We start from the raw sequence: 19,352 nt of genomic DNA on the forward strand, positions 1-19,352 counted from the left end.
CTCCAGTTCGTTGATGCGGTCTGCGGTACCTGCCGGAACCGGCCTAGGGCCGTACGCCGAACCCGCTCATCTGCACGTTCGCGCGGATCCCATCCCAGCTCCTGGTGATGTCGAGGCGCACGTAGCGGGCGCTGACCTTGGGGAACGCCGTCGTCCCGCCCTCCTTCGGGGTGTCGGTGGCGGTGGCGACGGTGCGCCAGGTCCGCCCGTCCGAGGAGACCTGGATCCCGTAGTCGCGCGGTCCGTAGTTGGAGCGCCCGCCTACGACGACCGACCCGACCTCGACGGGCGCGCCGAAGTCGACCCCGTAGCGCACCGGGTCGGCGGGCGTCGGCCCCTGGCCGGCGGCGCGCCCCCACGACACCCAGAACGTGCTGGGCGACCCGTCCACGGCGAGACTGGCCGGGTACCGGTCCTGGCCGGCGTCGGCGACCACCCGCGGGAACGGCGCGCCGCCCGGATTGAGGGCGAGGTCGCCGGAGTGCCGCAGCGTCACCGCCGTGGCGGCGGACGGCCCGGCGTCACTGCGCGCGGTCACCTTCAGGGTGCTCGTGCCGGACGCGACGCCCTTGTCGCGCAGCCCGACGGGCACCGTCACCGACCCGCCGGCCGGCACCGTGACGCGGCCCCGCTCCGGCTCGGCGCTGATCCCCGCGGCGGCGGACGCGGTGACCGTCACGTTCGCCGGACGCGCGGAGGCGTTGGTGACCAGCACGGTCGCGCGGTTGTAGCCGCCGTCCGCCAGCGGCAGCTCCGGTTCGAGGGCCTCGGCGGTCAGCACCGGACGGTCGCCGCCGGCGGGCGTGAGAGTGACGGGCCCGAACAGCCCGTAGTCCATCGGCGTCCGCGACGCGGCGCCGGTGCCGGGTGCGGCGCGCACCGCGTTGAGCAGCGTGGAGGCGACCCGCACCGTGATCGTGTTGGCGCCCGGCCGCAGGTGGCGGCCAACGTGGACGTGCCGCAGGTCGGCCTGGTTCAGCGGCGGGAGGTCGTGCCCGTTGACGTTCACCCGGACCGTGTCCACCGGTGTCCCGAGGTCGAGTTCGGCCTTGTCGACGCCCTTCCAGCCGGGGTCGAGCGTGACGCGCGCGGTGTAGGTGCCCACGCCCGAGACGTCCTTGAGGTCCACGGGGTGGCCGTTGGCCGCGGTGATCGCCGACCAGGAGGGCAGCGCGCCGTCCGCGCCGGCCTTCACCGTGACCGGCCCGAGTGCCTTGTGCGCGGTGTCACCGGGCCTGCCGGAAGGCCCGGGACCCCAGGCGTCGACCGACAGCGACCACTCGTCGAGCCTCAACGGCCGCGGGACGGCGGCCGTCCCCTGCCCGCCCGGCCGGGGGTCGCGCGGGTGGCCGGTGAAGGTGGCGTCGCGGCGCGGCGTGACCGCGATGACCGTGGCGTCGTTCCCGGCCAGCCGGACGGGGACGGTGACGGTGCCGTGGCCGGACGTGTAGTCCGTGATCGGGGTGATCTTGCCGGTCCAGGTGTCCAGCCTGTAGGGGACGCCTTGGCCGGTCAGGGTGACCTTCTGCGCGGTCGTCGTGTTCGTCTGGTTGTACAGGTAGTAGTAGTCGGTGGAGCCCGCCTGGCGGCGCACGTCGAGGAGCGCACCCGATCCGTCGTGCGGCGTCGCGGCCGGCGTGACGGTCAGGCGCCGCAGCGCGTCCGGCGCGTCCGCCTCGCTCGCCGCCCGCACCACGCCGCGCTGCCGGAGCAGTTCGGAGACCACCGACTTCAGCCGCGCGTCCTGGCGCGCGGCGTCGCCGTTGCCGGGCACCGTGCTCGGGACGTCCCCGACGATGACGACGGGCAGTCCCTGCCGCGCCAGCCGGAGCAGTTTCTCCGCGGCGGCCACCGGCATCGTCTTCTGGTCGTTCAGCAGCACCGCGCGGTAGGCGGAGCGGTCGCCGAACAGGGTGCCGCGGGCATAGGTGGCGTCCTTGCGCTGGAGCAGCGCCGGGCTGAGGTACTCGTAGGTGTATCCGGCCGACGCCAGTGCCGAGGAGCTCTGGATCAGCTTGTTGGACCCGCTCCCGGTGGTGCCGGTGCCGTTCATGCCGAAGTCCTGCCAGTACACGGCCAGGTCGAAGCGGGGCTTGCCCTGCCGCAGCACGAGCTGCATCCGGGCCAGGTGGTCGTTGACGGAGCGGTGGTCGGCCCAGTTCGGGCCGCCCTTGTCGCCCCACGCCTCCGAGTAGGAGGTGTTGCCGCCGTAGGTCATGCCGGGCCAGGCCGACTGCGGTCCGGCGCCCGCGGGTCCCCTGCTGAGGTACGGGAAGCCGTGCCAGACGATCTGGTTCACGCCGCCGGCGAAGCCCCGGTGGACCGCCTGCAGGTTCGAGGCGTCCGATCCGGCGCCGGCCGTCGAGCCCCACACCGAGCCGGAGAAGGCGCAGCACTCGTCGGACACCACCGGCCGCCCGGACACGTGCGCGCCCGTGGCGACGACGCGGTAGTCCTGCACGTTGCTGTAGGCCCCGACCGACTGGCCGAACGCCAGCGACTCGCCCTCGGGCACGTCGACGTGCGAGGCGGCCTCGGCGACGTCCACCGGAATGCCGTAGGGCTGGATGCGGGTGCTGATGTGGTGCTTGTGCGCCCAGGTGCGGAGCACGTCGAGCCGGTTGCGGATGTAGAGGTCGCTGAGGGTCTGCCGGTAGTCGGTGCGGACCCGGGCGCCGGCGCCGCCGCCGAAGTCGAAGAACGGCCGGTCGGTGATGCCCTGGTCGCCCGCGCCGGCGAGGGCCGGGAGCACCTCGACCGGGTCGTAGCCGCGCAGCTTCGTCCACTGGCCGACCAGCTCGGACGTCCACTTCTGGGTGGAGCCCAGTTCGAGCGAGTCCTCGAACAGGTCGCTCTCGCCCATCTGGGCGAGCAGCTTCCGCACGTCGGGGGTGAGGATGTGCTCGTCGTAGAAGTCCGTGGTCGCCCTCGCCCCGGCCTTGCTGAACGGGTCGAGGGCGTAGTTGGTGCCGGTCGCGGTGTAGCCGGACAGCGACTGCCCGCTGGGCGTCTGGTAGAAGGCGATCAGCGCGTAGGTGCTCGTGGCATCGCCGGGGAAGTCGACGGCGAGCGCGCCCTGCGCGTCCACCTTCGGGGTGACGTCGGTGACGCTTGCGCGGTCCAGCATTCTCGGTGCGCTGGAGGACGCGCAGTCCGCGTCATCGCATTTGGCGACGAGTGCGGCGATGAGCGTCCGTTTCGCACCGGCGGGCGGTGCGACGTTGAAGTTGGTCGGCAGCTCACCGGACCTGCTGGTGCCGCCCTTGTGGAACTCGTGGGAGAAGACGATCTGCTGCTGTGCGCTCGGGTCGTTGACGTCGTCGACGGTGGGGACGATCGCGGGCCAGCGGGGGCCGATGGTGAAGTCCAGGCCGAGCCCCTTGGACTTGGCCTGCGCGAGCATCGTCCGGGTCTTCCGCGCCCACAGCGGGGTGCCCCAGCCGTAGGTCTTCAGGAACTCCGGCGTGTTGTTGCCGGTCCCCTCCACATTGAACGGCGCGACCTCGGCTCCGCCGCCGCCCGCCTTCTCGATCTGGTCGAGCTCGCGGCCGAGTTCGCCGTCGTCGGTGTAGGCGAGCGGCTGCCACCAGCGGTACTTGGGCCGCACGGACGCCGGAGGGTTCGCGAAGGTCCCGCGGGTCAGCACCGGGACGGCCGGCCCGGACGGCGGGGCGCCCGCGACCGCGTCGACGGCCGCGAGCCCCGGAAGCGCCACGATCGCGGCCGCCGGCGCGGCGAGCAGCCGGGTCTTGGAACGGATCATGAGGGGTAGCCCTCCAGCTCGATGACGCGGCTGTAGTTGTGGTCGTTGGAGTCGTGGACGAGCAGCCGCAGCGCGGTCGCGGAGACGGGCGCGAACGTCTGCTCGACGGTCCCGGCGGTGCTGCCGGTGACGGTCGTGACCGTCCTCCAGGCGCCGTCCACCCGGGCCTGGACGTCGAAGTCGCGCACGCCGGTCTTGGCGGCCGGGTACTTCGGCGAGTCCAGCGTGAAGACCTTCACCCGGCCGATGCGCTGCGGCTCGTCCCAGGTGGCGGTGAGGGTGTCGGGGAACGCCCCGGCGGTGTCGTCGTTCCAGCCGCCGGTGCCGTTCAGCCAGACGCCGGAGTCCGTGCCGCCGTCGTTGGTCCAGGCGGGCGACGACCCGCTGTGCGTGCTCGACGCCGACATCGCGGCGGTGCGGACGGCGTTGGACGTGACGCGCAGCGGTGCCTGGACGCTCTCGTCGTCGACGGTGACCGTGACGGTCCCGTCCTTCCCGGAGCCGGTGTTCGCGAGCGTGACCGGGACCCCGGCGGAGCCGCCCGCCGGGATCGTGACCCGCCCGCCGGCCGTGGCGGTGAAGCCCTCGGAGGCGGCGGCCCTCACCGGGACGGTGACGGGGTGCCGCTCAAGGTTGGTGACGCGGAATTCCGCCCGCGTGGGCTTCCCGTCGATCACCGGGATGTCCACGCCGAACGGCGGCTCGATCGCGAGCTGGGTCCGGTCCTGCCGCACGGCGCCGGGGGTGCGGACCGTGAACGTCCAGGAGCCCGACCCGACCTCGTACACGGCCCGCCCGTCCTGCACGCCGAGCGCCTTCGCCCCGGCGGGGGCCTTCGCACCGGACGCCCCGAGCAGCGGCACCTCGACGCGCGCCGGGGCGCCCGGCGGGACGGTGACGTCCAGCCGCAGGTCGTGCCCGGAACGGCGCCACGAGCTGGACACCGTGCCGCGCGGCGTCTCGTAGGAGGACGCGGCGCGGGTCAGGTCGCCGACGACGGCGGGCCTGATGACGAGACTGGCGAAGGCCGCCGATGCGTCGGCCTGCCGGATCCCGGCGAGCCCGGCGCCGAACCACTCGTCGATCGCGCCGAGCATGAAGTGGTTCTGCGATCCGTAGCCGGTCGGGCCGTCCCAGTACTCGGTGAGCGAGGTCGCGCCGTGCACGACCTGGTAGCCGTAGCTCGGGCTGGTGACCTGCTGCGCGACGGCGAGGATGACGTCGTCGCGGCCCGCCGCCGACAGCGTCCGGAACACCGCCGGAAGCGCGATCTCACCGACGGTCAGGTGGTGTCCGCCCGCCTTGATGGACGCGACGAGGTGGTCGAGGACGGCCTTCCTCTGGCCGTCCGGGACGATGCCGAGATCGAGCGCGAACGCGTCCCCGGCCTGGCTGCCCGAGCCGTAGGTGTGCTTCGCCTCGTCCAGGTACTTCGCGTTGAAGGCCTCGGCGATGTCGCCCGCCAGCCTGTCGTAGCGGGCGGCGTCCTCGTCCTTCCCGAGAAGCTCGGCGATGCGGGCGAGCGTGGCGGCGCTGCGCTGGTAGCCGTACGTCGCGGCGATCCCGCGCGGGGTCGTCTGGTCGACGGCCGCCCAGTCGCCGAGGCCGTAGTCGAGCAGGTTCCCGTCCGCCTTGGACGTCAGGTAGTCCAGGTACCGCTGCATGTTGGGGTAGAACTCGCGCAGCGGCGCGGCGTCGCCGTAGGTCCGGTAGTGCTGCCAGGCGGCCATGATGATCGCGCTGCCCCAGTTGGGGTCGTCGCGGACCCCGCCGGAGAACTGGACGTACTCGGGCGCGATGTCGGGGACGAGCCCGTCCGCCGTCTGCGCCTCGGCCATGTTCCGCAGCAGCGCCGGGTAGTAGGCCGCGACGTCGTAGTTGCGGGTGATCGTCCCCTGGACGAGCTGGGTCTCCTCCAGCCAGCCGAGCTTCTCCCGGTCCGGGCAGTCGGTGAGGATGCTGAACATGTTCCCCTGGATCGACCGGTCGATGATCCGGTGGATGCCGTTGAGCAGCAGGTCGGAACTCTCGAACGACCCGGCGGAGGCGTTGCCGGCGCGCAGGACGACCGCGGAGACGGCGTTCTTGGACGGCTCCGACGGCAGGCCGGTCACCTGGACGTAGCGGAACCCGTGGTAGACGAAGCGCGGGTGCCAGGTCTCGGTGCCCGCCCCGGCGAGGGTGTAGTTGTCCTCGATCGGCGGGTTCTGCGCCCCGCCGGCGATCATCGTGCCCTGCTCGACGAGGCCGTCCGAGCCGAGCCGCTCCCCCGGCTTGAGCGTCAGCTTCGTGCCGCGCGCACCGCGCACGCGGAGCTGCGGCCACCCGGCGACGTTCTCGCCGAGGTCGAAGACGTAAGTGCCCTTCTTCGGCCGCGTGACCTTGACCGTCTCGCGGCGCCCGACGGGCACGATCGCGGGCGACATGCGCGAGGTGAGCGCGATCCCGGGGTCGGGGGCCTCGGCGGCCGGCTTCCACGACGCCAGGTTCGCCGACGGCTCGTCCCAGCCCCGCTGCGCGAGCCGGGCGTCCTCGTCCTCACCGCCGTACCAGTGCGTGAACGTCGTCGGGCCGAGGTCGGTCCGCCAGGACGAGTCGGTCGCGATCCGCGCGGTCGTCCCGTCGGCGAGGGTGACCTCCAGTTGGGCGAGCAGTTTCGGGGCGCCCTGGGCACCGACGTACTTGGTGTAGCGGTCGGTGGTCGCGGTGACGTTGTAGGTGCCGTTCCCGAGCCGGACGCCGATCGCGTTGCCGCCTCGCCTCAGCAGTCCGGTGACGTCGTAGGCGGCGTACTCGGCGCGTTCGCGGTAGTCGGTGTTCGGCGGTTCGAGGACGGCGTCGCTCACCGCGCGGCCGTTGATGGTGGCGTCGTAGACACCGAGCGCGGTGATGTAGAGCCGGGCCGACCGGACCTTGTCCTTCAGGGAGAACTGCCGCGCGAGCAGCGGCAGCCGGGGCATGTCGGTCTGGTAGGCGGGCGGGGGTTCCTGGCCGGTGACGGTCTTGGCGGCGGCGAACGGGCCGTCCGCCGAGTCCGACGTCTGGATCGTGTAGTCGACGGGGAAGTTCGGCGTCTTCCCGTCGCTCGTCATCGTGTCGGTGCGCGGATACAGCTTCACGGACGACACGTCCTTGGCCGCGCCGAGGTCGAGCTGGAGCCAGATGTGGTGGCCGGGGTCCTGCGACCCGTAGGCGGGGCTGGTGTACCCGAACGGCGCCTTCTGCGTGGTGACCGACCCGTCGGTGACGAACTCCGGCATCCACTTGCCGGGGTACTCGCGGACCTCGGACGCGGTGACCGCCGCGCCCTTCGCCACGTTCGTCCCTGACGCGTCGAGGGCCTCGATCTCGGCGAGTTGGAGCCGCGACAGCAGCGAGCTCCCCTCCTTGATCGGCAGCCCCAGCTTCGTGACGTCCAGCCGCAGGTAACGGGCCCTGGTGCCGGCGGGCAGCGCGACCGTGACCGGGGTCGGCGCCCGGTTCAGCCAGCGCTCGTCGCTGATCCATTCGGCGGACCAGTCGCCCTTGGCGAGCAGGCCGGTCTCGAAGCGGGCGGGGGCGCTCCAGGCGGAGGCGCGCCCGGAGCCGTCCCAGACCCGGACCCGCCACCACACCTGGCGGCGCGAGGTGAGCGCCGTGCCCCGGTAGACGGCGTTCGCGGTGCCGGAGGCGACCTTGCCGGAGTCCCACAGGTCGGCGTCGCCGAGCCGGTCCCGGGACGTCGCCGCGACCACCTGGTAGGCGGACTGGGCGGCGCCGCGCCCGGCCGCCGACAGGCGCCAGCTCAGCGTAGGAGTGACGTCGCCGATGCCGATCGGGTCGTCGAGCGCGTCCGTGCGCAGCCCGGAGGCGCGCAGCCCGGACGCGTCCGCGCGTGCGGGCACGGCGCCGAACGCGAGGATGAGGGGAAGCAGCGCGAGGGTCGCGACGGCGCGGCGTAGGGGGATCTTGCGCATGGCACGGGCCTTCTCGTTCGGTGCGGTCATCGGGTCTTCGCCACGAACCGGTAGGAGCCGGAGCCGACCTCGAAGACGGCGGCGCCGTCCTGCATGCGCAGGAACCTCGCACCCTGCTGTGCGACGTCGTCCGCCTTCGCCGCGGGAACCCACACCTCGGCGGTGGTGTTGACGGGCACCGAGACGTCGAGGGCGAACCGGTCGCCGCGCAGGCTCCACCGGCTGGAGACCGGCCCGTAGACCGAGTCGTAGGTGGCGGCGGCGCGGTGGACGTCGCCGCCCGGCCGGGGCCGGATCACAGTGCGGCGGTAGCCGGGCTCGGCCGCGGCGATCCCGGCGATGTTCTCGTACATCCATTCGCCGACCGCGCCGTAGGCGTAGTGGTTGAAGGAGTTCATCGCGGCGTCCTGGAAGGAGCCGTCCGGCTTGATGGAGTCCCAGCGCTCCCACATCGTGGTGGCGCCCTTGCCGATCTGGTAGCCCCAGGACGGGAAGGTCCGCTGCTGGAGCAGCCGGTAGGCGACGTCGCCGTGCCCGGTCGCGGTGAGGACGGGCAGGAGCCGCGGGGTGCCGAGGAAGCCGGTGGACAGGTGCCAGCCGCGCGCCTCGATCAGCTCGACCAGGCGGTCGGCGGCGGCCTCGCGGGCGTCCGCGGGCAGCAGGTCCATCGACAGCGCCAGGACGTAGGCGGTCTGGGTGTCGCCCTTCAGCCGCCCGTCCTTCAGGTAGGCGGCGGTGAACGCCTCCTTGACCCGCTTCGCCAGGTCCTCGTATCTCGCCGCGTCGCCGGGGCGGCCGAGGACGCGGGCGACCTGGGCGACCAGGCCGGCGGCGTGGGCGAAGTAGGCGGTGCCGATGACGTCCTTGGGCGTCTCGGCGTCGACGTTCAACCAGTCCCCGTAGCCGGACGCGGGCCGCAGCAGCCCGTCGCTGTGGCTCTCCAGGTAAGAGATCCACTTCTGCATCGCCGGGTAGTTCTGTTCGAGGACCTGCCGGTCCCCGTACGCCCGGTACAGGTTCCACGGGACGGTGACGCCGGCGTCGCCCCAGCCGGCGGAGCCGCCGCCGAGGCCGCCGACGGTGGGCGCGATGTCGGTGAAGGCCCCGTCCGCGGTCTGCGCGTCGCGCATGTCGCGCATCCACTTGGCGAGGAACCGCGCCGACTCCATGGTGTAGGTGGCGGTTCGGGAGAACACGTTGATGTCGCCGGACCAGCCGAGCCGCTCGTCCCGCGCCGGGGTGTCGGTCGGGACCGACAGGAAGTTGCCGCGCTGCCCCCACGTGATGTTGCGGTGCAGCTGGTCGAGCATCGGCACGTCGGTGTCGAAGGACATCGTCATCGGCTCGGCGGTGTGCTCCACCCGTCCGGTCACGGCGTCCTTGCCGGGCGTGCCGGGGTAGCCGGTGACCTCGACGTAGCGGAAGCCGTGGAAGGTGTAGCGGGGCTCGTAGGTCTCGGTGCCGCCGCCCTTGAGGGTGTAGGTGTCGGTCGCCTCGGCGGTGCGCAGGTTCGCGGTGTAGAGGGTGCCGTCCTTGTTGAGGACCTCGCCGTGCCGCAGGGTCACCTTCGTCCCGGCCTGGCCGGCGACGCGCAGCCGGACGGTTCCGACCATGTTCTGGCCGAGGTCGAAGATGTGCACGCCCTTCTCGGGGCTGGTCACGGCGATCGGCTTGATCTCCTGCTCGATCCGCGTGGGCGCGGCGGACTGCGCCACGGGCGTCGCCGTCGCCTCGTCGTTGACGAGGACGGGCTTCCACCCCTGCGCGCCGAAGCCGGGGCGGCTCCAGCCGGGGGTCTCCTCGCGGGCGTCGTACCGCTCCCCCATGAGCAGGTCGGAGGTGAGGACGGGGCCGGTGGCGCTGCGCCAGCTCGGGTCGGTGACGATCCGCCGCGACGTCCCGTCGGTGTAGTCGATCTGGAGCTGGGCGCGCAGCCACGGGCGCGGCCCGTACCGGCCGGGTCCGAAGCTCGCGACGTGTCCGGCGTACCAGCCGGGCGCGAGGGTGGCGCCGATCGCGTTGCCGCCCCTGCGCAGAAGCTGCGTCACGTCGTAGGTCTGGTACTGGACGCGGGTCTTGTAGTCCGTCCAGCCGGGCGTCAGCTCGTCGTGCCCGACGCGCCTGCCGTTGATCTCGGCGGTGTAGACGCCGAGGGCGGTCGAGTACAGGCGGGCCCGCTCGATCTTCTTCCCGACGGTGAAGTCCTTGCGGAGCTGGGACGTCAGCCCGTCCGGCCCGCTGGAGACGGTCTGGAGCGAGAACCGGCGGTCGCCGGGGGCGGGCTCGCCGTCCGTGTACGCCTGCCCGTGATCGTAGCCGCCGCCGGTGTGGCTCCACCAGCCGATCTGCCCGGACGGGTCGGACTGCTCGATGTAGTAGGTCCCGGCGGGTGCCGGTGTGTCGAGGGTGAGGGCGGCCTCGGCGTTGTCGGAGTGGTCGACGACGCGGCGCTGGGCGAGGATCTCGCCGCCGGGCCCGTCCTTGCGCAGCGCGATGGTCGCGTCGGCGTCGGTGGTGTGCCACGTCGGCATCGGGATCGACACCTTCGTCACCGGCTTGTCGGAGGTGAACGTCTGCCCCTGCGTGGTGCCCGTCTTGAGCTGGGACGGGTCGTTCTGCCCGGTGAAGGAGGTGGGCAGCGGCAGCGGCGCGTCGTGCCCGATCCACTCCCCGGCGAGCACCGCGCCGTCCAGCAGGCCGGTCTCCCACCAGGTGGCCTTGCTCCACGCGGAGGGGCGGCCGGTCCCGTCCCACACCCGGACCGTCCAGTAGTAACGGGTCCGGGGCTTGAGTCCCGGCCCGGCGTAGGGGACGAGCACGGACTGCGCGGAGTCCACCTTCCCGCTGTCCCACACGTCCGGTGCGGAGAGGCGGGACGGCGCGGACGCCACCCGCACCTCGTACGCCGACTGCGCCTGCCCGCGCTTCGCCGAGCCGAGCCGCCAGGTCAGCCGCGGGCGGGCGGCGTCGAGGCCGAGCGGCCGGTCGGCGTACTCGGTGCGCGTCTGGACGACCTTCACGGCGCCGCCCGGCGAGGCGGCGGCGGGGACCGCGCCGGCGGTGGTGACGACGAGGAGGAGGGACGCCGGGAGAACGAGGAATGGGGATGTGGGACGCAGCGCTCTGGGTGTTCGCCGCATGGGTTTTCCTCCGGTTTTCGGGCGCGGCGAACAGAGCCCGCGGCCCGGTGGGGCACGGGCGCGGCTCGCCGTCACCTCAGTTGTGGATCCCCCGATCCTGTGCGGTGAGGTTCAGCGCCTCACCTCGATGAGCTCGATCTCCAGGAGGTCGGCCAGGGCCTTCAGGTCGGCGATCCGGTGGCCGGTGCCGAGCGCCCAGTGGTGCGAGATGCCGGTGGCGGACCAGGCGTCGGTCCACTCGCCGGGGTCGCAGCCGAAGTCGACGCGGGACGTGGTGTTGCCGATCTGCAGCAGCGGGCCGTCCACGGTCTCGCCCTCGGACGCGGCGAACGCGAACCGGCCGTCGCGCCGCTGGATGATCCCGAACGCGGTGACCGGGCCGTGCTTGACGTCGAATTCGACGGACACGCCGTAGCCGCGCTTGCCGTGGTAGACGCCGAGCCCTCGCAGCAAGGGACGGCGGGCGCTGATCGCCAGGTGCGCGGGCCCGTCGTGGCCCATCTCGACGTGGCCGCGGTGGAAGTCGAGGGCCTGCAGCTCGGTGAACGAGCCGCCCGCGCCGAGCCGGTCGGCGATCAGCATGGCGAGGGACGTGCGCAGCTCGTACTCGCCGGCCGCCGGGATCCCGCGCGCAGTGAGCAGCGAGGCGCCGAGGATCATCCCGGCGCCGAGCCGCTCGTGGACCTCGCCGTCCAGGCCGCGGTGGTAGTAGGCGAGGCTGTCCAGCTCGAAGTCCTCGGCGAGCCGGTCCAGGCCGACCGCGACGCGGGCGGCCCAGGTGAGGTCGTCGTCGTCGACGGACGCGTCCAGCTCGAAGATCTTCTCCGCCTCGGCCCTCTTCGCGGCCGTCTCGGCGTCGGTGACCTTCTCCACCCGGACGCGCAGGTCGTCGAACTCCAGCACCTCGACGTGCCCGCCGAAGTTGGCGCTGACGAGCGTGAGGTCGGTGGAGACGTCCAGCATCCCCGGGTACAGGTGGCCCATCAGCCCGTGCCGGCCCCGCCGCAGCGCGGCCCGCACCCCGGCGGCCCGCACCCAGCGGCCGATCCTCGCCCAGGCCCGCTCGTCCTCCAGGTAGCCGGAGACCGAGCGGAACGGGACGCCGCAGCGCGCGAACGCGTTCGCCATCTCCGGCAGCGGGCAGGCGCCGCAGTAGGCGAGCCACTGCCCGGTGTCGAACGTGGCGTGGTCCATCGACTCGGTCGGCTGCAGGTTGATCAGCAGGACCGGCGCGTCGGCCCGCTGCGCGACCGGGACCAGCATCGTCGCGGTCATGTAGGTGGTGAGGAAGCCGACGATGATGTCGCAGCCGGCCGCGCGGAGCCTCTCGGCCGCCGCCGCGCCCTCCTGCGCATCGGAGATGAACCCGACGTCGACCACCTCGGCGCCGAGCCCGCGCATCCGCTCCGAGACGCGCTCGGCGGACCGCTTGAGCTGCGGCAGCAGATCCGGGAACTGCGGCCAGTAGGCGCCGAGGCCGCCGGCGACCAGTCCGACCTTCACCGCCGGCGGCGCTGTGTCGTTTGCCATTCGTCTCCTCCTGTCGGCTAATGGGCTGTGAGGGTGTGGCGCCCGGCGGGCGCCCCGTCCACGTAGACGTACCTGCCGTCGCTGGACACACCGTGCGCGGTGGCCTTGCCCGCGGCCCAGACCGTCCGCCCGTCGAGCGTGACCCGCCGGGTGGACGGGGCGACCGGGACGGCGAGGCGGCCCCGGGTGCCGCTCGGCGCGGTGACCTTGAGCCGGAAGCCGTGCCCGGTCCTGCGCCAGGACGCGGCGATGTCGCCGTGCGGGGTCGGCACGGTCCCTTCGGCCCACCTCAGCTTCCCGGTGAACGGGACCACGGCCCAGGACGAATACCCGGGGGCGGCCGGGCGCACGCCCAGCACCCTGGAGCTGAGCGTGACGGTCGGCTGCGCGGCCCAGCCGTGCGCGAGGCTGGAGAACTGCCTGAGGTTGGGCGTGCCGTCCGGCTGCATGTGCTCCCAGAACGTGGAGCCGGGGTCCTGCTGGAGCTGGTGGCCCCAGTACTTGCGGATCAGCTCCAGGCCGGACGCGTCGCCGGTCTCCAGGCGGGCGTCGGCCTCGAACCCGCTCGGCAGGGGCGCGTAGAACGGCGGGAGGCTCGCGTTCGGGGTGGACGTGGAGACCGTCAGCGACCCGATGTCCGTCCAGTTGTTGGCGCGGAGGTAGGCGAGGGCCCGCTTCGCGCGGTCGCCGCCGGCGATGCCGGTGAGGACCGCGGTGACGTTGCCGTCCTGCGGATAGGCGCCGGGGATCTCGCGGGACAGCCGGTAGGCGCCGGTCCCGTCGTCCCACAGCTGGTCGTTGACGGCCTTCTTCACGGCCGCGGACCGGTCGGCGTAGGTCTTGGCGGCCGAGGCGTCGCCGCGCGCCTTCGCCATGGCGGCCATCTGCTCCAGGTTGCGGGCGTAGAGGGCGTTGACGTAGGTCTCGTGGCCGCAGTCGGAGTAGCCGTAGTGGCCGCACGACCCGGAGTTCGCGAAGCCGATCAGGCCGCCGTCGTCCTCGGCGCGGACGGACTCCAGCCAGGCGGTCGCCTTGGTGAGCTGCGGCCACCACCTGTCCAGATAGGCGCGGTCGCCGGTGTACCACCAGTGGTCGTACATGTTCGCCACGAACCACGTGACGTACTCGCCGTAGGTGCGCAGCTCGTTCTGGTTGTGCTGGCCGACCAGGCTCGCGGCGGGCATGTAGCCGTCCGGGAGCTGCTGCGCGGCGAGCGAGGAGAGCGAGTTGTCGACCGAGCCCATGTCGTAGGTGCTGACGTAGGCGACGGGCGCCTGGACGGCGAGGTCGCCCTGCCAGACGATCCGGTCGCGCTTGCCGCCGTCGTAGATGACGGAGACGTTCGGGTCGGCGTGCGGGACGGGGGCGTCGGCGTGGTCGCCCTCCCCCGGCTCGTAGGGCCACTTCTTGGCGGTGTCCGGCGCGCCGGTGTTGATCTGGACGGTGTAGGCGCCCGCGTACCAGATCTTGTTCAGCAGGTCGTCGCTGGACAGGAAGTGGCCGCGGTAGCCGTCCAGGTCGCGCTGGTCGGGCGCGGCGGTGAAGTCGAGGGAGATCGCGTCGACGTCGACGCCGCCGGGGCCGTCCAGGAACAGCGTCGCGTACCGGAAACCGCCGCGCAGCTCCGTGTCGCGGACGGTGCCGGGCAGGCTCACGCCGTCCAGCGGGAGGGCGTGGCTGTCGGTGTCCGCGGTGTAGGGCCGGCCGGGGAAGCCGTTCCAGATGTTGGCCGTGTCGCAGCCGGGCGCGATCTTCCCCTGGCCGTCGTTGGCCTCCGGGTCCAGCGCCATGTACCGAACCGACTCGGAGAAGCAGGCGCGCAGCTTCGGGGAACCGGACGTGCCCTTCACCCGGACCTTGAGGTGCCCGGCGACCTCCTTGCCGAAGTCGACGATCAGCAGCGGGGAACCGGCCCGGTCATCGGCGCCGCCGAGCCGGACCGAGCCGCCGCCCTTCCTCAGCGCGGACTCCGGAGAGCCGTCGATCGCCCCCTGACGGGGGTCCGCCTTGAACACCGTGACGGGCTTGACGTCGCGGCTGGACGGGGCCAGGACGTAGGGGCGCCACTGGCCGGGGCGCGGGGTGTAGGAGGCGTCCTGCCAGGGGCCGCGCGGGCGCGGCGCGGCGACGGCGGGCAGTGCCAGGGCGGCGGTGCTGGTGATCGTGAGCGCGGCGGCGACGGCTGCGCGGGCGAGGGAGCGGCGGGCGGTGGTGGGGGGAACCATCATCACTCCAGGTCAGCGGGAAGCGGTCAGGGTGGACGTGCCGGTCAGCCCGGGGATCCGCACGAGGCCGTCCCGGACGGTGACGCCCGGCTTCACGGCCGTGCCGTCGTGCCAGACGACCTTTCCGTCGACCCGGACCTCCGACGCGCCGCCCGCCGGGACGCCGGCGGTGGCGGTGGTGCCTCCGGGCGCGGTGACGCGGAGTGTGAACGTCCTTCCCCGCTGCTTCCACGCGGCGGTGATGTTTCCGTGCGGGGTGGGCACGCGTCCCTGCGCCCAGCGGAGCCCGCTCGCCGGGTGCGGCAGGACGGTGAACGTCCCGAACCCGCCCGACGTGGGGGTGACGCCGAGGACCTGGTTGGTGAGGAACGAGGTGGGCGCGGCGGCCCATCCGTGCGACAGGCTCGTGTAGGAGCCGAGCTGCGGCGCGCCGGACGGGCTGACGTTCTCCCACAGCGTGCCGGGCTGCGCCTTGCCGAGCATCGGGTACCAGGTGCGGCGGAGCAGCGACATCGCGCCCGCCATGTCGTCCTGGGTGGAGTGGGCCAGCAGCGACTGGGACGACACGAACGGGCTGATGTACTGCGGGACGACACCGCCCGGCTCGTCCACCGTGAGGTCGCCGTGCGGGTTGGCGAGCGCGTCGCCGAAGAACTTCAGCACCGACTCGGCGCGGTCGCCGGTGGCGACGCCCGCGACGATCGCCATCGCGTTGCCGTCCTGCGGGTGGCGGCCGTCGGACGGGCTGACCTTGTACGCGCCGGCGTCGGCGTCCCAGAGGTGGTCGTTGACCGCCTTGGCGGTGCGGGCGGCGTGCTCGCGGTAGGTCGCGGCGAGTTCGGTGTCGCCCTTGGCCTCGGCGGCCTGCGCGGCCTGCGCGAGCACCTTCACGTACAGGGACGAGACGTAGGTGCCGCCCGCGTCGTTGCCGTAGCCCCAGGTGCCGCCGGCGCCCTTCATGGTGAGCAGGCCGTCGTCCCCGGCGTTCGACTCCAGCCACGCGACGTTCTTCTTCATCGCGTCGTACCACGTGTCGAAGAACGCCTGGTCGCCGGTGTAGAGGTAGTGCGTCCAGTAATTGTGGACCCACCAGGCCGCGTACTCGCCCCAGCTCATGTTGTAGCCGTGCTGCTCGGTCAGGTAGAGGCCGGGGATCTGGCCGCTGGCCGCCTGCCCCTTGGCCATGAACCCGACCGCGTTGGCGGACGGGCCCGACCGGCCTGTCGAGAGGTACGAGACCGGGTCCGCGACCGCGTTGTCGCCGCCCCAGATCATGCGGTCGCGCTTGGCGCCGTCGCTGATGACGCTGTCGCCCTCACCGACGATCGCGTCGTTGCGGACCGGCCCCTCCCGGCCCGGGTAGGGGCGCCCGGTCGTCGGGTCGATCGTCGCCATCTGGACGGTGTAGGCGCCCGCGTACCAGAGCCGGTTCAGGGTGTCGTCGCTGGACAGGAACGCGCCCTTGTAGCCGTCGAGGTCCGGGTTGGCGGGGTCGGCGGTGAACTTCAGCCGCAGGTCGGACAGCTTCACCTCTCCGGGGCCGTCCAGGAACACCATGAGGTAGCGGAAACCGCCCCGGATCACCGGGTCGGTCATAGCGGAGCGTCCCGCCTGGGTGTCGAAGTAGTGGGTCTCGGTGGCGAGACCGACCGGGTCCTGGCTGTAGTCGGACGCGGTGGTGAGGTACTGCGGGCTCTCGCTGAACGCCAGGCCGAGCCTGGGCGTGCCCTCACGGACGTCGGCGGTGACCTGGACCTGCCCGCCGACCTCCTTACCGAAGTCGTAGACGACGTAGGGGCGGCCGTACTCGTTGGACGTGAGGGTGGTCGTCCCGTGGTGGAAGGCGCCGGACGGGTTCGCGACCGTCCCGCCGTAGGGCGCCGCAGGGGCACGGCCATCGTTGTAGAGGGTCCAGACGGCATAGATGCGGGCGCCCGGCCCCGGCTCGTCGGTGTTCCGGAACGAGACCCGCATCTCCCTGGCGGATCCGACGATCCCTGCCGGGACGGTCACGTCGTAGTGGACGAGACCGGCCTTGTCGCCGCTCCACACTCCGGCCTGCGCCGGGTCGGGCTCGCGCTCGTGCACGACCTTGCCGTTCACCAGCACCTCGTAGTGCGCGGTGGCGCTGCCCGCCTCCTCCACTCGGAGCGTCACGGGACGTCCGGGGGTGACGCGCAGGCGGTAGCCGAAGCTCGCCCCGGCCTTGTCGCCCGTCTGACGGGTCATCACGCCGTCGGCCTTGGCGGTCGTGGACGACCCGGCCTCCAGGTCGTGCCCCTCCGTCTCCGACTTCTCGGACGCGGCGGTCACGTAGTCGCCGTTCAACCCGTGCGCCTCCCCCACCTTCACCGGACGGACCGTCCGGCTGGAAGGGGCGAGGACGTAGTGATCGGCGCGGGACAGGGACGGAAGTCCCAGCGGATCTCGGGGTGCCGCGGAGGCGACGCCGGACGGCACGGCGACCAGGGCGGCCGCGCCCAGGCCCAGCGAGGTGATGACGGATACACGGGAACGCGCGAACTTCTCGGCCGGGGTCATCGTTGTCCCTTCGGGTTCCTTTGGTCGAGTGGGCCCATCGGGCCGGCCGGCGCCCGGGTGGGGGCGGTCGGCCGCGGCGATGTGAGCGCCGCGGCCGGCCGTCCGGGCCGCCGGCCGGCCCTCTTCGGTCGGGAGCGCCCCTCCTCAGCGCAGGAACGCGGCGGCGACGCCGGCGTCCACGGGGATGTGCAGTCCGGTGGTGTGGGTCAGGTCTCCGCCGGTGAGGGCGAAGACGGCGGCGGCGACGTGCTCGGGCAGCACCTCGCGCTTGAGCAGCGTCCGCTGGGCGTAGAACTCGCCGAGCCGCTCCTCCTCGACGCCGTACACGGCGGCGCGCTTGGCGCCCCAGCCGCCGGCGAAGATCCCGGAGCCGCGCACGACGCCGTCGGGATTGACGCCGTTGACGCGGATGCCGTGCTCGCCGAGCTCGGCGGCCAGCAGCCGGACCTGGTGCGCCTGGTCGGCCTTGGTCGCGCCGTAGGCGATGTTGTTCGGCCCGGCGAACACCCCGTTCTTGGAGGAGATGTAGACGATGTCGCCGCCCATCCCCTGCTCGACCATCACGCGGGCGGCCTCCCGGGAGACCAGGAACGAGCCGCGCGCCATGACGTCGTGCTGCAGGTCCCAGTCGGCGGCGGTCGTCTCCAGCAGCGGCTTGGAGATCGACAGGCCGGCGTTGTTGACGACGAGGTCGACGCCGCCGAACGCCAGGACCGCGTCCCGGACGGCCGCCGCGATCTCCTCCTCGGAGGTCACGTCGGCGCCGACCGCGACGGCGGCGTCCGCCGCGCGGAGCGCCTTCGCGCCGATCTCGGCGGCGACCTTCTCGGCCGCCGCGACGTCCATGTCGGCGACGACGACGCAGGCGCCCTCGGCCGCGAGCCGGCGGGCGGTGGCCGCGCCGATGCCCGACCCGCCGCCGGTGACGAGCGCGACCCGGGTGGCGAGCGGCTTCGGCCTCGGCATCCGGCGGAGCTTGGCCTCCTCCAGCTCCCAGTACTCGATGCGGAACTTCTCCGACTCGTCGATCGGCGCGTAGGACGACAGCGCCTCGGCGCCGCGCATCACGTTGATCGCGTTGACGTAGAACTCGCCGGCGACCCGCGCGGTCTGCTTGTTCGCGCCGAAGGAGAACATGCCGACCCCGGGCACGAGGACGATCGCCGGGTCCGCGCCGCGCATCGCGGGCGACTCGGCCGTGGCGTGCCGGTCGTAGTAGGCGGCGTACTCCTCGCGGTAGGCGGCGTGCAGCTCCTTGAGGCGGGACTTGACGTCGTCGAGCGGCGCGTCCGGCGGCAGGTCGAGGACCATCGGCCGCACCTTGGTGCGCAGGAAGTGGTCCGGGCAGGACGTGCCGAGCGCCGCGAGCCGGGGGTGGTCGGCGCGGGAGACGAAGTCGAGGACGGCCTCACCGTCGGTGAAGTGCCCCACCTGCGGCCGGTCGGTGGACGCCAGCCCTCGGATCAGCGGGAACAGCGCGGCGGCGCGGGCGTGCCGCTCGTCCTGCGGCAGCGCCGGGTGGATCACCTCGCCGAACGGTTCGGCCTTGCCGTGCTCGGCGATGTAGGCCTCGGCGGTGCGGATGATGTCGAGCGAGTTGGCCTTGCACTCCTCGCTCGTCTCGCCCCACGCCGTGATGCCGTGCCCGCCGAGGATCACCCCGATCGCCCGCGGGCTGGCGCGCTTGATCTCGGCGATGTCCAGCCCGAGCTGGAAGCCGGGCCGCCGCCACGGCACCCACGCGACCCGGTCGCCGAAGATCCGCCGGGTCAGCTCCTCGCCGTCGGCGGCGGTCGCGATCGCGATGCCGGAGTCGGGGTGCAGGTGGTCGACGTGCGCGGCCTCGACGAGGGCGTGCATGGCGGTGTCGATGGACGGCGCCGCGCCGCCCTTGCCGTGCAGACAGTAGTCGAACGCGGCGACCATCTCGTCCTCGCGGTCGACGCCCGGGTAGACGTCCACGAGCGCGCGCACCCGGTCCAGCCGCAGCACGGCCAGGCCCCGCTCGGTGAGGGTGCCGAGGTCGCCGCCGGAGCCCTTCACCCACATCAGCTCGACGTCGCGGGCCGTCACGGGGTCGGTGACCGTGCCCTTCGCGGACGCGTTGCCGCCCGCGTAGTTGGTGTTGCGCGGGTCCGAGCCGAGGGTGTTGGCCCGTTCCAGCAGCTGCTCCACCTCGGGTGGAGTGGCGGTCATC

7 protein-coding genes are annotated in these 19,352 nt (G+C 72.8%); all 7 read right to left on the bottom strand.

Going from position 1 to position 19,352, the window contains the following annotated elements; genetic code table 11:
• Positions 1 to 43 precede the first annotated feature (43 nt).
• The 7 genes from K8Z49_RS10660 to K8Z49_RS10690 all read right to left on the bottom strand — a co-directional run bounded on the left by K8Z49_RS10660 (position 44) and on the right by K8Z49_RS10690 (position 19,351).
• Positions 44 to 3,763: a glycosyl hydrolase gene (locus tag K8Z49_RS10660; RefSeq protein ID WP_412518442.1), complete on the bottom strand. Its 3,720-nt coding sequence runs from the start codon at positions 3,761 to 3,763 to the stop codon at positions 44 to 46.
• Positions 3,760 to 7,749: a family 78 glycoside hydrolase catalytic domain gene (locus K8Z49_RS10665; RefSeq protein ID WP_412518444.1), complete on the bottom strand. Its 3,990-nt coding sequence runs from the start codon at positions 7,747 to 7,749 to the stop codon at positions 3,760 to 3,762. The genes K8Z49_RS10660 and K8Z49_RS10665 overlap by 4 nt, the downstream gene beginning before the upstream one ends.
• Positions 7,746 to 10,859 (bottom strand): family 78 glycoside hydrolase catalytic domain, encoded by a 3,114-nt coding sequence (locus K8Z49_RS10670; RefSeq protein WP_412518446.1) that lies wholly within the window; start codon positions 10,857 to 10,859, stop codon positions 7,746 to 7,748. The genes K8Z49_RS10665 and K8Z49_RS10670 overlap by 4 nt, the downstream gene beginning before the upstream one ends.
• 111 nt (positions 10,860 to 10,970) lie before the next feature.
• Positions 10,971 to 12,389, bottom strand: coding sequence for an arabinose isomerase (locus K8Z49_RS10675; RefSeq protein ID WP_412518448.1), 1,419 nt, complete (start codon positions 12,387 to 12,389; stop codon positions 10,971 to 10,973).
• Positions 12,390 to 12,406: 17 nt separating this feature from the next.
• A complete protein-coding gene (locus K8Z49_RS10680; protein WP_075020524.1) occupies positions 12,407 to 14,617 on the bottom strand; it encodes an alpha-L-rhamnosidase C-terminal domain-containing protein in 2,211 nt (736 codons plus the stop codon).
• A 9-nt stretch (positions 14,618 to 14,626) separates the two neighbouring features.
• Positions 14,627 to 17,155 carry an alpha-L-rhamnosidase C-terminal domain-containing protein gene (locus K8Z49_RS10685; protein ID WP_412518450.1) on the bottom strand — a complete coding sequence of 843 codons (2,529 nt, stop codon included), beginning with the start codon at positions 17,153 to 17,155 and terminating at the stop codon, positions 14,627 to 14,629.
• A gap of 144 nt (positions 17,156 to 17,299) precedes the next feature.
• Positions 17,300 to 19,351: a bifunctional aldolase/short-chain dehydrogenase gene (locus K8Z49_RS10690; protein ID WP_412518452.1), complete on the bottom strand. Its 2,052-nt coding sequence runs from the start codon at positions 19,349 to 19,351 to the stop codon at positions 17,300 to 17,302.
• Position 19,352 lies beyond the last annotated feature (1 nt).

This window comes from Actinomadura madurae (genome assembly GCF_047130825.1).
In the GTDB taxonomy this organism is placed as follows: domain Bacteria; phylum Actinomycetota; class Actinomycetes; order Streptosporangiales; family Streptosporangiaceae; genus Spirillospora; species Spirillospora madurae.